This is a genomic window from Wohlfahrtiimonas sp. G9077 (assembly GCF_002252155.1).
In the GTDB taxonomy this organism is placed as follows: Bacteria; Pseudomonadota; Gammaproteobacteria; order Cardiobacteriales; family Wohlfahrtiimonadaceae; genus Wohlfahrtiimonas.
In genome coordinates, this window is record NZ_NEFD01000001.1 from 587,732 (window position 1) to 602,741 (window position 15,010).

12 protein-coding genes are annotated in these 15,010 nt (G+C 44.7%); 5 read left to right on the forward strand and 7 right to left on the reverse strand.

The window, feature by feature from the left end:
* The first annotated feature begins 2 nt into the window (after positions 1-2).
* Together B9T20_RS02815 and B9T20_RS02820 are read left to right on the forward strand one after the other, a co-directional pair.
* Positions 3-1,175: an ABC transporter substrate-binding protein gene (locus tag B9T20_RS02815; RefSeq protein ID WP_094489720.1), complete on the forward strand. Its 1,173-nt coding sequence runs from the start codon at positions 3-5 to the stop codon at positions 1,173-1,175.
* Between the two features lie 15 nt (positions 1,176-1,190).
* Positions 1,191-1,937: an ABC transporter permease gene (locus B9T20_RS02820; protein WP_094489721.1), complete on the forward strand. Its 747-nt coding sequence runs from the start codon at positions 1,191-1,193 to the stop codon at positions 1,935-1,937.
* A gap of 55 nt (positions 1,938-1,992) precedes the next feature.
* Here B9T20_RS02820 and guaA read toward each other — a convergent pair whose 3' ends face one another.
* Positions 1,993-3,522, reverse strand: a complete 1,530-nt coding sequence (gene guaA / locus B9T20_RS02825) for a glutamine-hydrolyzing GMP synthase (protein ID WP_094489722.1) — start codon at positions 3,520-3,522, stop codon at positions 1,993-1,995.
* A gap of 156 nt (positions 3,523-3,678) precedes the next feature.
* Between guaA and metC the strand changes: the two genes are divergently transcribed.
* On the forward strand, positions 3,679-4,830 hold the full coding sequence (gene metC / locus B9T20_RS02830) for a cystathionine beta-lyase (protein ID WP_094489723.1): 1,152 nt from the start codon (positions 3,679-3,681) through the stop codon (positions 4,828-4,830).
* Between the two features lie 43 nt (positions 4,831-4,873).
* Here metC and B9T20_RS02835 read toward each other — a convergent pair whose 3' ends face one another.
* Positions 4,874-6,094 carry an amino acid permease gene (locus B9T20_RS02835; RefSeq protein ID WP_094489724.1) on the reverse strand — a complete coding sequence of 407 codons (1,221 nt, stop codon included), beginning with the start codon at positions 6,092-6,094 and terminating at the stop codon, positions 4,874-4,876.
* A gap of 299 nt (positions 6,095-6,393) precedes the next feature.
* On the opposite strand from B9T20_RS02835, the gene B9T20_RS02840 reads away from it, so the two are divergent.
* Positions 6,394-7,650: a D-amino acid dehydrogenase gene (locus tag B9T20_RS02840; RefSeq protein ID WP_094489725.1), complete on the forward strand. Its 1,257-nt coding sequence runs from the start codon at positions 6,394-6,396 to the stop codon at positions 7,648-7,650.
* Positions 7,651-7,713: 63 nt separating this feature from the next.
* On the opposite strand, the gene B9T20_RS02845 is transcribed toward B9T20_RS02840, so the two are convergent.
* Entirely contained in the window at positions 7,714-9,075 is a 1,362-nt protein-coding gene (locus B9T20_RS02845) for a sodium-dependent transporter (protein WP_094489726.1), read from the reverse strand.
* Between the two features lie 386 nt (positions 9,076-9,461).
* On the opposite strand from B9T20_RS02845, the gene B9T20_RS02850 reads away from it, so the two are divergent.
* Positions 9,462-10,397, forward strand: coding sequence for a DMT family transporter (locus B9T20_RS02850; RefSeq protein WP_094489727.1), 936 nt, complete (start codon positions 9,462-9,464; stop codon positions 10,395-10,397).
* A gap of 34 nt (positions 10,398-10,431) precedes the next feature.
* Here B9T20_RS02850 and trpA read toward each other — a convergent pair whose 3' ends face one another.
* From trpA to trpD, 4 genes are read right to left on the reverse strand one after another with little or no spacing between them, the layout of a single operon-like run.
* Positions 10,432-11,235, reverse strand: coding sequence for a tryptophan synthase subunit alpha (trpA, locus tag B9T20_RS02855; protein ID WP_094489728.1), 804 nt, complete (start codon positions 11,233-11,235; stop codon positions 10,432-10,434).
* Between the two features lie 2 nt (positions 11,236-11,237).
* On the reverse strand, positions 11,238-12,428 hold the full coding sequence (gene trpB / locus B9T20_RS02860) for a tryptophan synthase subunit beta (RefSeq protein ID WP_094489729.1): 1,191 nt from the start codon (positions 12,426-12,428) through the stop codon (positions 11,238-11,240).
* Between the two features lie 7 nt (positions 12,429-12,435).
* Complete coding sequence (gene trpCF, locus B9T20_RS02865) at positions 12,436-13,809, reverse strand: bifunctional indole-3-glycerol-phosphate synthase TrpC/phosphoribosylanthranilate isomerase TrpF (RefSeq protein WP_094489730.1); 1,374 nt, start codon at positions 13,807-13,809, stop codon at positions 12,436-12,438.
* 2 nt (positions 13,810-13,811) lie between these two features.
* Positions 13,812-14,819, reverse strand: coding sequence for an anthranilate phosphoribosyltransferase (trpD, locus tag B9T20_RS02870; RefSeq protein WP_008314152.1), 1,008 nt, complete (start codon positions 14,817-14,819; stop codon positions 13,812-13,814).
* Positions 14,820-15,010: the final 191 nt, after the last annotated feature.

Consider the following 15,010-nt stretch of genomic DNA (forward strand, 5'->3'; position numbering starts at 1 on the left):
TCATGCCCACGCATCGCAGAGATTTTTTAAAGCTCATGAGCCTTTTTTCCATAGCAACGAGCCTGCCTTTACTGCAAGCATGCAGCGAGCGTTTTGCCTTTAACCCGAATGCTCCACTGCGCATTGGCTATCTCCCCATCACCGATGCCACGCCATTGTTGGTGGCCATTGATCAAAAAATGTTTGCCAAACGTGACATTGCCGTGGAAAAACCAGTTCTGTTTCGCAGCTGGGCACAATTGGTGGAGGCATTCATCAGCGGGCAAGTCAATGCCATTCATCTATTATCGCCCATGGCTGTTTGGCTGCGTTATGGCAGCACAGCGCCCGCAAAAGTCATCATGTGGAATCATATGGCCGGCTCTGCATTGACAGTGTCGCCAGACATTGATCAAATCACAGATTTAGGCGGCAAAACCATTGCCATTCCATTTTGGTACTCCATTCACAATGTGGTGATCCAACACATTTTACAAGCGCATCAACTGTCCATCACGCATCAAGCACCAAAGCGCCATGAAGTGCGCCTTGTCGTCATGGCGCCTTCTGACATGGTCGCTGCCCTTGCCACGCGAAAAATTGCCGGCTTCATCGTGGCTGAACCCTTTAATGCCATGGCGGAAAACTTAAACATTGGCAAGATTTTACGATTCAGCGCCGATGTGTGGAAGGATCATGCCTGCTGTTTAACCTTAATGCATGATCATGACATTCATCATCGCCCTGAATGGGTCAGCAGCATTACAGAAGCTTTAATGGAGGCGCAAATGTGGGCAAACACCCACCGCATTCAAACGGCACACATTCTCTCTAAACAAGGCACCCATCAATTCATGCCCCATGATGTTTCAGTATTGGAAAAAGTGCTCAATCCCGCACCCACCGATTGGCAGCGCTACATTGATGAGAAAATCATTCGTCATCCTGAATGGCAACAAAGCCGCATCGCCTTTCAACCGTATCCCTATCGCAGCTATACAGAAACATTAATCAGCCTATTGCAAAAGACGCACATGGCAGGCGTGAACCGCTTTTTGTATGATCTTGATCCCTCAATGGTGGCCGATGATCTTGTGAATGATCGCTTCATCAAAGCAGCACTCATCAAACATCATGCCTTTGAGGCATTTAATCTGCCAGAACATTTGACTCGTCAAGAGCTCATTGTTGTCTAACGCATCGAGGCACTTATGAAACAACATCCTCTTATTTTAAATCTGATTGGCTTAATGATTCTGCTCGGTGCATGGTCCCTTGGCATTACACTGTTGACAGAACGCATTCCACTGGCAAAATTATTGGCGCCCACGCCCACTTTTACACATTTGTATGATTTATTGATGCACAATATCCTCACCGAACACATTGTGGCAAGTATGGTACGCGTGGCCGTCAGTTTATTGTTAGCCATTGCCATTGGTGTACCGATTGGCATGATCATTGGTCAATCAAAATGGCTAGAAACCATGAGCAGCGGCGCCTTTCAACTGCTTCGCATGATTTCACCGCTCTCTTGGATGCCCATTGTGGTGATGCTCCTTGGCATTGGCAATGCGCCCATCTTCTTTTTACTCACATTTGCAGCGATTTGGCCCATCATCATGAGTACAATTGCTGGCATTAAGAGCATTAACCCCAATTGGTTACAACTTGGGTATTCCCTCAGTGCGACGCGTTTTGAGATGCTCAGATACATTATTTTCCCCGCCATTTTAACCGCGGTGCTCAATGGCCTGCGTTTAGCCATTGGTGTTGTTTGGATTGTATTGGTGCCTTGTGAGATGCTCGGCGTGAATGAAGGGCTGGGTTATTTTATTTTAGATACGCGTGATCGACTTGCCTATTCAGAGTTGATGGCCGCGATTGTGCTCATCGGTTTAATGGGTTGGGCACTCGATGCCCTTGCCCGCGCCTTTCGTCAGGATTGGTTAAAATAAGTATCAAAAAACCCGCAATCATGCGGGTTTTAATTTAAATGCATTCAATTGAGTCTTATTCCCACTCCACCGTTGCAGGTGGCTTACTTGTGATGTCATACACAATGCGGTTCACATGTTTCACTTCATTGACGATGCGCACAGAGATTTTTTGTAAAATGTCCCATGGAATGCGGGCAAAGTCTGCCGTCATGCCATCAATGGATGTGATCGCACGAATGGCAATCGTATAATCATAAGTACGGCCATCGCCCATCACGCCAACGCTTTTAAGGCCTGTTAATACTGTAAAATACTGCCAAATGTCACGATCTAATCCAGCTTTGGCGATCTCTTCACGTAAAATGAGGTCACTGTCACGCACGATTTCTAATTTATCTTCCGTGATGTCACCTAAAATACGAATGGCCAAACCTGGTCCTGGGAACGGTTGACGCCACACTAAATGCGCTGGCATGCCAAGCTCTTCACCGAGTAGACGCACTTCATCTTTAAATAAAGTGTTAAGGGGTTCAATCAATTTGAACTTCATATCTTCAGGTAAACCACCCACATTATGGTGTGATTTAATGGTTTGTGCTGTGGCTGTACCACTTTCAATGATGTCTGTGTACAAGGTGCCTTGTGCTAAGAAATCAATGTCTTTTAACTTTTGCGACTCTTCATCAAAGAGATAAATGAACTCATTGCCGATGATTTTACGTTTCGTTTCAGGATCAGACACACCCGCCAATTTACCTAAGAAACGTTCTTTAGCATCCACTTTGATGATGTTTAAGCCAAATTTACCGCTTAAGTTGTTCATCACTTCTTCGGCTTCACCTTTACGAAGCATGCCGTGATCCACAAAGATACAGGTCAATTGCTCGCCAATGGCTCTGTGTAACAATACGCCCACAACGCTTGAATCCACACCGCCAGAGAGTGCCAACAACACTTTTTTATCACCCACTGTTTCGCGAATGGTTTTGATTTGTTGGTCAATGAAGTTTTCCATTTTCCAATCACCATGGCAGCCACAAACGTTTAAGGCAAAGTTTTTCAATAAATCAAAGCCTTTTTCAGAGTGCTTCACTTCCGGATGGAACTGAACGCCAAACCATTTTTTCTCTTTGTTTTCAATTGCGGCAATTGGGCAATCGTCACTGGTGGCGACAACTTCAAAGCCTTCAGGAATTTTTGTCACCAAGTCACCATGGCTCATCCACACCACGTGCTCTTCAGGTAAGCCATTTAACAATAATGCATCTTTTTGCGTGTGTTTTAACAACGCTTTACCATATTCACTGTGATCCGCTTTAGAAACTGTGCCGCCCAATGAATCACTCATCAACTGCATGCCATAACAAATGCCAAGCACAGGCACGCCTAAATTGAAGATTTCCATGTCAATTTTAAAGGCATCTTCAGCATACACACTGTTTGGACCACCGGATAAAATGATGCCGCTTGGCGCCATTTTTTTGATCTCTTCTGCAGTTGTTGTGTGCGCAATGAGCTCGGAAAATACACCAATCTCACGAATACGACGAGCAATCAACTGATTATATTGGCTACCGAAATCCAAAACGACTATATTTTCCATCGCGCTTCCTTATCTAATCTCTCTGCAAAAGGATTATTATAGCGGATTTATTGACCAACCTTGCGATTAATATTATAAAAAACTGCAAAAAAATTGATTAAATATCAATCGCTCCTTGCTATAGTGGATGATCCCTCTTCATTTGGAGTACGCGCAATGAAAATAGAGACACAACTCACACAATTAGGCCGCGATCCCTCTCAACAAACAGGTTTTGTCAATGGCCCGATTTATCGAGGTTCCACCGTTGTGTATCCCACAATGGATGATCTGATCAATCGCCGTGCAGAATTTACTTATGGCACCGCCGGCACGCCCACAATCCGTGATCTTGAAAATGCATGGACAGCGCTGACAGGCGGCGCTGGTACTGTATTATCGCCCTCCGGCTTAGGCGCCATTGCCCTCGCCTTATTGACCACCTTAAAAAGTGGCGATCATCTATTAATGCCGGATTCTGTCTATTCCCCAAGCCGAGCATTTTGTGATGATTTTTTACAAAAAATGAATGTGCGCACCACTTATTATGATCCACTCATTAAAGATGAAATCACCACGCTTTTTGAGAAAAATACCACTGTCCTATTTTTAGAATCCCCCGGTTCTCAAACCTTTGAAGTGCAAGATGTGCCGCGCCTGACTGCCCTTGCCCATCAACACAACATCACCACCATCATTGACAACACTTGGGCAACGCCGCTCTTTTTTGATGCTCATCGTCACGGTTGTGATCTCTCCATTGAAGCTGGCACCAAATATTTAGGCGGTCACTCGGATCTATTGCTTGGGCTGATCTCTGCAAATGCCGCATGGTTTCCAAAACTTCGAAAAACCTATGATCTTTTTGCGATGCTGCCAGGCGCTGAAGATTGCTTTTTAGCTTTAAGGGGATTAAGAACCCTCAGCATTCGTGTGAAAGAGGCTGAAAAACGCGCGTTAGCGATGGCGAACTGGCTCAAAACTTTACCCGAAGTGGCCAAAGTCCTGCATCCTGCTTTGCCTGATTGCCCTGGCCATGAGATTTGGCAGCGCGATTTTACCGGCAGCACAGGACTTTTTTCCATCTTATTAACACCTGGTTTTACGCAGCAAAACCTCGCGCACATGCTTGATCATATGAAAATTTTTTCCATGGGTTATTCATGGGGCGGCTTTGAGAGTTTGATCATTCCATTTGATTGCAGCACCTATCGCACGGCGACACAATGGCAAACCGATGCCCTTGCCCTGCGCTTACAAATCGGGCTTGAAGATGTTGAGGATCTAAAAGCCGACTTAGCTGCTGGCTTTGCGCGTTTACACGCATAAAAAAACCTCAGGCTGAGGAGTCAGCCTGAGGCATTTTCAAAAATTATCCCACCACTTTTGGCAGAACATCTGTAAAAATTGAGAGTAAATATGCCACCATAATGATCACGGCAAAGGCAATGGCAAGCACCAATGAGATTGTCCCGCCGCGTGTGTGATCGCCTTCAGGGTGCAATTGACGTGATTTATGCGCCATCATCACCGGTAAAATGACGCCGATGAAGGCAAAGATGATCCCCGCAAAGGCAAATGCACTTAAGAAGATTTGCGGATACGTAAAGCCCACAATGATCGGCGGCACAAAGGTGATCAAACCAATGGTGATGCGATCATGACGCAATTTAAAGTGCATCAATAAATCCTTCACCGCATTTGATAAGCCAAGCGCGACGCCAATGTACGAGGTGATCAATGCTAACAGTGAGAAAATGCGCACCATTTCTGCGATCACTAAACTGCCCGTCGTGACACGAAACGCCTCAATCAAGCCATTTAAACTTGGGTTTTTATTCAAAACTTCAATCAATACCGATTGCTTTAACACGCCGTGCGTAGAGAACTGCCACACCACATAAATGATGAAAATGGCGGTTGCCCCAAGGATACAGGCAATCTTCACTTTTTTATGATCGCCACCTAAATATTCATTGATGGTGGGCGTGCAGATGTGGAAGCCAAATGTCATGAAAAATACGGGCATTGCAGAGAAAAAGAGTAAGTTATTCGTGGGCGCAGCTTGCAAATTTTCAAAGGAAACTTTATTAAGAAGCACCGCTAAAATCACCACAAAGATGATGATTTTTAAGCTAAAGGAGATGCGGTTGGCAACATCTGCCAAGGAAATGCCCACTGTGACAATGGCACCTAAGCCAATCGCGAAGATTAAAGAGGCAATTTTTTGCACGATGTGTGGATTACTCACCATTGATTCAGGCAAAATGCCCATCAATAAGTCGCCACTGCCCGTCACATAGGCAGTTAACACCGCATACATAAAGAATAACAAAACAAAGTTTACAAATAAGCGCCCTGCTGAGCCAAAATATTGTTCTGCTAAGGTTGCAATGCCAGCATCTTTACTGTTGTATTGGTGCACCTCTGCATAGAGAACCGCTGTAAATGTCAGTAAAATCCATAACAGCGTCAAAAGGGTGAATGTCAATCCAAACCCCATCTGTGCGGATGTTAAGGGCATTGCCAACATCCCTGCCCCCACCGCGGTGCCCGCAATGATGAGCGTACTGCCTAAAACCTTATTCTTCATAGTCTAACCTTACTCTAAAACCCCAAATAAAATATCATCAAATAGCATACGCTAAAATGGTCAAAAACGAATAGTGATTTGTCAAATGTCTGCTTTATAAGATCAATCAAACAATTATCATACATTCGGCCATTTGATAATGATCTAATCTTACGCATTAATTCTTGAGAAACTTCAAAAGTACTACATTTTCTCTCAAAATGCCGCTATAGTGATACGCCGGTTCTAGACAGATCATGGTCAAAGCCTGCGCTTACAAAGTGCCCGCTTTGTTGTATATCATCAATATAGGAGGTTTCATGAACATCATCATTTTAGGTGCTGGTGTTATTGGTGTCACTCAAGCTTATTACCTTGCCAAAAAAGGGTACAAAGTTACTGTATTTGAGCGCCACGAAGGTCCGGCGCTTGACACAAGTCACGCCAATGCAGGTCAAATTTCACCGGGTTATGCCACACCGTGGGCAGCGCCTGGCATTCCATTTAAAGCCATCAAATGGATGCTCGAAAAGCATGCACCTTTAGCCATTCGCCCAACGGCTGACTTGAACCAATACAAGTTTATGTGGGACATGTTCCTAAACTGTAATAAAGAGAAATATGCCATCAACAAATCACGCTTGGTTCGCTTATCCGAATACAGCCGTGACTGCTTGATCAAACTGCGCGAAGATACAGGCATTTACTACGAAAACCGCTCATTGGGCACCACGCAATTATTGCGCACGAAAAAGCAAATGGAAGGCATCAAAGCTGACTTAGAAGTCCTTGAAAAATTCAATGTGCCTTTTGAAGTGTTAGATGCGCAAGGCATTTTAAATGTAGAGCCCGGTTTAAAGCACTCTGTGAATAAATTAGAAGGTGGCTTACGTTTACCAAATGATGAAACAGGCGACTGCTTCTTATTCACCAACCGCTTAGCAGACATTGCAAAAACCATCGGCGTTGAATTTAAATTCAACCAAACGGTGGAAGACATCATCATCGAAAATAAAAAAGTCAAAGGCATTCGTGCTAATGGTGAAGAATATGATGCGGACATCGTGGTGGATTGCCTTGGCACATACACGCCATTCTTATTGAAAAAAATCGGCATTAAAGCGCCCATTTATCCATTAAAAGGCTACTCTTTAACCGCTGACATCATCGATGAGAATGCATCCCCAACCTCAACCATTTTGGATGAAACGTATAAAATCGCCATCACGCGCTTTGATAAACGCATCCGCATTGGTGGTATGGCGGAAATTTCTGGCTATCAGATCAATCTCAATCCAAAGCGCCGCGCAACCTTAGAATTTGTCACAGAAGATCTCTTCCCGGGTGCGGGTAACTTAAAAACTGCCATCTTCTGGTCAGGCTTGCGCCCGAAAACGCCAGACAGTACACCGATCATTGGCGGCACAGAGTTTGAAAACTTCTACATCAACGCAGGTCACGGCACATTGGGCTGGACACAATCTTGCGGTTCTGCCTCTTATTTGTCAGACATCATCGCAGGCAATAAACCTGAAATCAGCACAGAAGGTTTAGACATCTCCCGTTATGCTAAATAAGTGACACAAAAACATTCACACATAAAAAAAGGTCCATTGAGGACCTTTTTTTTCATGCTTGATTTACACAAAGTTCATAATGGCGATCACAGCGATCAACAATGGAATGCAATATTTGATGTAATAGAACAATGGAACGGCCAATTTATTGTTCACAGTGCCATCATTGGTGATCTCTTCGATCATCGCGGCACGCTTTAACACAAAGCCAATGAAGATACAGGATAAGAAGCTCGTCAATACGAAAAAGACGTTTGCACTGATGCTGTCAAAGGCATCAAAAATCGTCATGCCAAAGATTCTAACATCGTGCCAAGGACCATCGGACAAAATGCTTGGTAAGTTACCAAGTAAGAAGATCACCGCTAAAGTGATGAACGTTGCAAAGCGACGGCTCACCGGCGTTTTTTCCACCAATGTGGTGATGATCACTTCATAGATGGTTAAAGATGTGGTCAATGCAGCCAACAATAACAACGTAAAGAAGGCCAAGCCCACAACTGTACCAAATGGCATGCTTGAGAAAACAACCGGCAACGCTTGGAACACCAACGTTGGGCCCGCGCTTGGCTCAAGGCCGCCTGAGAACAATGCAGGGAAAATCACAAAGCCAAGCATCAATGGAATCATGGTGTTGATCACACCTGTGATGATGCTGATGCGCGCCATATTCTCTTTCTTATTTAAATAAGAGGATAAAGTGATCATCACACCAAAGCCTAAGCTCAACGCAAAGAAGACTTGACCCAATGCTTGAAGGAAAATATTTGGGCTGATTTTGCTAAAGTCCGGCACAAGGTAGAATTTAACCCCCGCGGATGCACCCGGTAATTGTAATGAATAGATCACCATCACGATCAATAGAATTAAGAAGATCGGCATGATGCGCGAGATCAATTTCTCAATCCCTTGAATGATCCCTTTGGTCAAAATGTAATAGTTGATGCCCACAAATAACAAGGTGTAGATGCTGATTTTCCAAGAGTCAGAGATGGAGTCTTTAAAGAATGTGGCAATTTCACGGTTATCGATTTTTTGAGATAAGTCGATCGAGCCCATCGCAATGTCAGCAATGTAGCCGAATACCCAGCCGCCCAGCACCATGTAATAGGCCAAAATACCAAAGGCACCCAAAATGGCAAAAACACCAATACCCTTCCACCATTTTGAGATGGGATTGGGTAAATTGCCGCGACCGAAGGCATCGATGGTATTGGTATGCAAGCGACGCCCAATGATGTGTTCTGCCATTAGCATCGGCACGCCAAGGACGATCATCGCTAAAATGAAGACCAATAAATAAGCGCCGCCGCCATTTTGCCCCACTTGATAAGGGAAGCGCCACGTGGCACCAAATCCGATCGTTGCGCCCGCCACTGTTGAGATGTACAGCAGCTGGTTACTCCAACTCTCACGCTTTGACATAAATCCTCCAGTACATTTAATTTTTTATTATAACGTCATGTAATTGTCTTGATGGTCTCATTTTTTGAGCAACTATTGGCAAAGACAGCACCAATAAGCACATTTCAACTACATTCATACTAAATTTAAGTGGGTTGTCCACAAAAATGTGATTCGATAAGGTATTACATAAGGGCTCGACAATTCAAGTGCTTTTACCATTATTTTTTATACATTCATGCATATTTATAAATAAACAATGGGTTAAATAAAATAAACGCGGTCTGACGGCATGATTTTAACTACGATATCACTACAAAAATAAATACATTTGGCCACATAAATTGTTTGACCTTGCATGCAAGCCATTCTACTATCATGAATCCATTTAATTTTTTGATCTATCCATGTCCCTTAATCTTGCCCCGCCCCTCAACGCAAAAAGCGCCGTCATCAAAATGGCCATCGCCATGATCCTCTTTGGCTCTGTTGGTTTTTTCTCAGAACGCAGCGGCTTGCCCGCCTTAGAATTGGTGTTCATTCGTTGCATCTGTGCCATGCTGTTTTTAGGGACGTTTTGGATTCTCTCCGGTCGATTGCGCCATGAAAAGTGGCATTTACCTGAAGTGCTGCGCATTTTGCTCTGTAGCGTCTTTTTAATTCTCAACTGGGTCTACTTTTTTAAAGCCATTGAAGTCTCCGGCGTCACTGTTGCCATCTCCATTTATCATTTAGCGCCCGTCATTGTGATGATCCTTGGCGCATTCATTTATAAAGAGCGCTTAACGTTGATCCCCGTTTTGGCGATCATGATCTGTTTTGTGGGTACATTGGCAATCGCTGAGATCAACCGCACAGCATCGGTGGCAGAGTTTTTCTCCCCAGGCTTAATTTTTGGGCTCTTATCTGCCCTATTTTATGCTTTGCTCACCCTCACCGGCAAAGGCTTTAAGTACGCAAGCGCCTATGCCATCACCAGCATTCAAGTAGCATTTGGTGCATTGTTATTGGTGCCATTTGTGGATTTTTCTGCCTTTAAGGGCTTAACTGAACTCAATTGGCTGTACATTGCCATCACAGGATTTGTTCACACAGGGATTGTGTTTTATCTATTTTTCGATGCCATTCGCCAGCTTTCCACACAGATGATCGCCATTTTAGTCTTTTTAGATCCATTAGTGGCCATATTGATGGATCTATTCATTACAGGCTTTACGCCATCGATGGAGCAATGGATTGGCATCATTTTGATTTTTGGTGGCATGGCGCTCACGTTAATGCCAAAGAAGAAAAAAGCCTGTGCCCCACAACTTGAACCGATCGACATGCCTGCCAAATCATAATCAAAAAGCCCACAATGTGGGCTTTTTTGTGAGCTTATTTTGTGCCGGCTTTTAAACCTCGCACAGCGGAGGCTAAAACCGAGAGCAACTCATCGACATTGTCATGATAACGCTCAATGATGGAGACCAAAAATGAGCCCGAAATGGCACCATCGACTCCCATTTTAATCGCTTCAGAAACTTGTTCTGGCGTGCTGATGCCAAAGCCTTGCACAATCGGCACATCCGTGACTGAACGAATGAGGGCAACCAATTGCGGCAAACCTTGATCCATCGCTTTACCTAAACCTGTGGTGCCATTACGGCTCATTAGATAAATGTACCCTTCTGCATGTTCTGCCACAGCACGAATGGTGGCTTCATTGGCATTTGGTGGCACAATGAAAATGGACTCAATGTCATGTTTGCGCGCCGCTTGTTGAAACGGTGCAAACTCATTGAGTGGCACATCCACCACCAACACAGAATCAACGCCTATGGCTTTGGCCTTGGCATAAAACTGCTCAATGCCCGGTTTGAAGACAAGGTTTGCATACATTAATAACCCGATCGGTAAATCTGGATATTGGGCACGCACTTTGGCGATCACTTCAAAGGATTTGGCCACTGTTGTACCAGATTCCATCGCACGTAAACCGGCATTTTGAATGATGGGGCCATCGGCCATGGGATCAGAAAATGGCACGCCAAGCTCAACGGCATCGGCGCCATTGTCCACCAATGTTTGGATGATTCTTAAGGAGTCCTCAGGATTCGGGTCGCCAATCATCACAAATGGAATGAATGCACCTTCCCCTTTTGCCTTCAATTTACTGAATTTAACACCATAACGACCCATGATTATTCTCCCTTCTCTTCAAAAATTTTCGCAACGGTAAAAATGTCCTTATCCCCACGACCCGATAAATTCACCAAAATGAGCTGCTCTTTGTCGGGATTGTTGCGGATCATTTTAAGGGCATGTGCTAAAGCATGAGAAGACTCAAGTGCCGGCAAAATCCCCTCATGACAACAGAGATCTTTAAATGCTGCCAAAGCTTCATCATCAGTAATGGAAACATATTGTGCACGGCCAATGGATTTTAAATGGGCATGTTGCGGCCCAACCGATGGAAAGTCTAAACCTGCGGATACTGAATGGGATTCTTGAATTTGCCCCTCTTCATTTTGCATCATTGGGGCTTTCATACCAAAGAAAATACCGGTTGAACCATGCCCAAGCGGCGCACCATGTTTACCAGACTCAATGCCATGGCCACCCGGTTCCACACCAATCAACGCCACATTCTCTTCAGGAATGAAGTCTGTGAACATGCCAATGGCATTTGAACCACCGCCCACACAAGCCAACACAGCATCCGGCAAGCGGCCTTCACGTGCCACAATTTGTGCTTTGGCCTCTTCACCGATCATTTTTTGAAACTCGCGCACAATCGTTGGGAATGGATGGGGGCCAGCCGCGGTGCCCAATAAATAGTGCGTGGTTTGATAGTTTTCCGCCCAGTCGCGCAATGCTTCTGTACAGGCTGATTTTAAAGTGGCGGTGCCTGAATACACAGGAATGACGGTTGCGCCCATCATCTTCATGCGAAACACATTCGGTTCTTGGCGCGCCACATCTTTAGCGCCCATGTAAATGCGGCAATTTAACCCAAGGAGCGCACAAGCAATTGCTGTGGCAACGCCATGTTGCCCTGCTCCTGTTTCTGCGATGATCTCTGTTTTACCCATGCGTTTGGCCAATAATGCTTGCCCCAACACTTGGTTAGTTTTATGGGCGCCGCCATGAAGCAAATCTTCACGCTTTAAATAGAGTTTGGATTTTGTGCCTTTGGTTAAATTGCGACACAATGTTAAAGCCGTCGGACGACCGGCAAAGTTTTTGAGTAAATCCATGAATTCTGCCTGAAACTCAGGATCCTTTTGTGCCTCCACGAATGCCGCTTCTAATTGATTCAATGCCGGCATCAAGAGTTCAGGCACATATTGCCCACCAAACTCACCAAAAAATGCATCTAAAATTGCCACGATGTTCTCCTTAATTCTTAATCGATGTACGAATCATTTGAAATACTGTTTGAATCTTCTCTGGGCTTTTCTCACCCTTATTCATCTCAAGCGCTGAGTTCATATCCACTCCCATGATCGGATACGTGAGCGCCTCTCTCACATTGTGCGCCCCAACGCCGCCTGCCAATAAATAGCGGTGCGCTGGCAACGTCCGAATGATGGACCAATCAAAACTTTTGCCTGTACCGCCCGCTTGATGATCAAGGACGATGCAGTCAATGGCTTGATGTGTTAAATAACTTTGATATTCTGCCATATTCGTGGCATCGAGCGCCTTAAAAATCTCTGTGGTTTTTGGCAGCTTTTCACGCAAGGCATCAATGTATTCTAAAGATTCCTCACCATGAAGCTGAACTGCTTTTAAATTCAAAGCATTACTGATGGTCACAACGCGCTCTAATGCTTCATTTTGAAACACGCCCACATAATGCAATGGAATGGCTTGCAACGCTTTGGCTTTAGCAGGCGTGATAAAACGCGGGGATTTTTCCACAAAGATCAATCCGCCATAATAAGCACCAGCATCAAATGCCGCTTCGGCTGCTTCTAAGGTATTTAAACCGCACACTTTATGTGTGCCCACAATCAAGGCGCGCAAAGCAGATTCTAAATTCTGCGCCCCCATTAAATGGCTGCCCACTAAAAAACCATCGGCCACGCTTGATAAATCCACCACATCTTGATGAGAAGCAATGCCAGATTCACTGATCACGATGCGATCTTCAGGAATGAGTGCTGCTAAGCGGCGCGTGGTGTTTAAATCCACTGTCAATGTATGTAGATCACGATTATTGATGCCAATGACGCGTGCATCTAAAGCAACAGCACGCTCTACTTCTGCCTCATTGCTGGTTTCTGTTAAAACGCCCATGTTTAAGCTGTGGGCAACGGCACGCAGGGCGAGATATTGCTCATCCGACAACACAGAGAGCATCAGCAATACGGCGTGCGCGCCTTTCAAGCGTGCATAATAGATTTGATACTCATCAATAATGAAATCTTTGCACAATAATGGTTGATCCACTGTTTGCTCTGCGATGGTTAAATTCTCATAGCTGCCGCCAAAATATTTGTGATCCGTTAACACAGAAATGCAGGTGGCAAACGGCTGATACGCTTTTAATATTTTCGGTAGATTAAAATCAGGGTTGATGACACCTTTTGATGGGGATTTTGGCTTACACTCCAAAATAAAGGCCGGTTTTGCAAAGCGAAGTGCTCCATAAAAATCACGGGGGCTTGCCAATACATCTTGTTTAAAGTTGTTCAATGGGCGCGCTTGCTGCATTAAACTCACTTCTACGTATTTATCCGCCACAATTTGTTCTAAAATCGTTGCCATGCTTAACCCCTTTGGACCATTTGTTGTAAGAGTTGATATGGGCGACCGGTGCGCATCACGCTTTGCACTTTTGCCACATTCTGTTTTAAATCACGTTCGCCAAATAAGCGCATCAATAATGCCACATTCGCCGCCACCACATTTTCATGGGCAATGGCGCCTTTGCCTTGTAAAATGCGCTCTAAAAAGACTTTATTTTGTGCAGGTGTGCCGCCGCGAATGTCATCGATCGTCATCACAGGCAAACCAAAATCCTCTGCTGTTAAATAATACTCTTCAATCACGCCATGATTAAGCTCTGCCACATGGGTATCTGCATGCAAAGAGACTTCATCTAACCCCGCAGTATGAATCACCGCAGCATTTGTATAACCCAGATTTTTTAAGATGTTCGCCATCGGCACAATCAATGAATGATGATACACGCCCACAATGGCAATGCGTGGGCGTGCAGGATTGATCAATGGGCCAAGCACATTAAAAATGGTGCGCGTTTTCAGTTCAGCACGCACCGGTGCGACATTCTTAAAGCCTTTATGATATTGCTGTGCAAACAAGAAACAGACGCCTAAATCATCGAGCATTTTTCTTGAATCGGCGGCGGTGGCATGAATGTTCACGCCAAGCTCTGTCAATACATCTGATGAGCCACTTAAACTTGAAACACTGCGATTGCCATGCTTAGCAATCGGATAACCACAGGCAGCCGCCACAAAAGTACTGGCGGTTGAAATATTGATGCTGTTTGCCCCATCGCCACCGGTGCCCACAATGTCTGCAAAGGCATAATCTGGCGTTGGAAATGCTTCAGCATTTTTTAAAGAGGCTAAAGCTGCGCCCGTCACTTCGTCGACGGACTCACCGCGCACTTTCAAACTTGTCAATAAAGATGCCACATGCAACGGCGGCACATTGCCAGCGATGATGTCGCTAAAAACATCAAAACTTTCCGTTTGGGATAAATATTCACCGTTATAAACTTTTAAGAGTGTTGCTTGTGCTGTTGTCATGATTGCCTCATCTAAAATATTGTTTGAATTCTGTTAGATTGCGGGCAATAAAAAAACCCGCATGTTGGTGCGGGTTTTATGGATGCTTATGACATTATTTTTGCCATGACGCCACGAAATCTCCCGCCTTGTGAGAGATTTGCCACCATAAGTTACGTTGTACTTGTGCGTGCTGCGTCATGAATGAATTC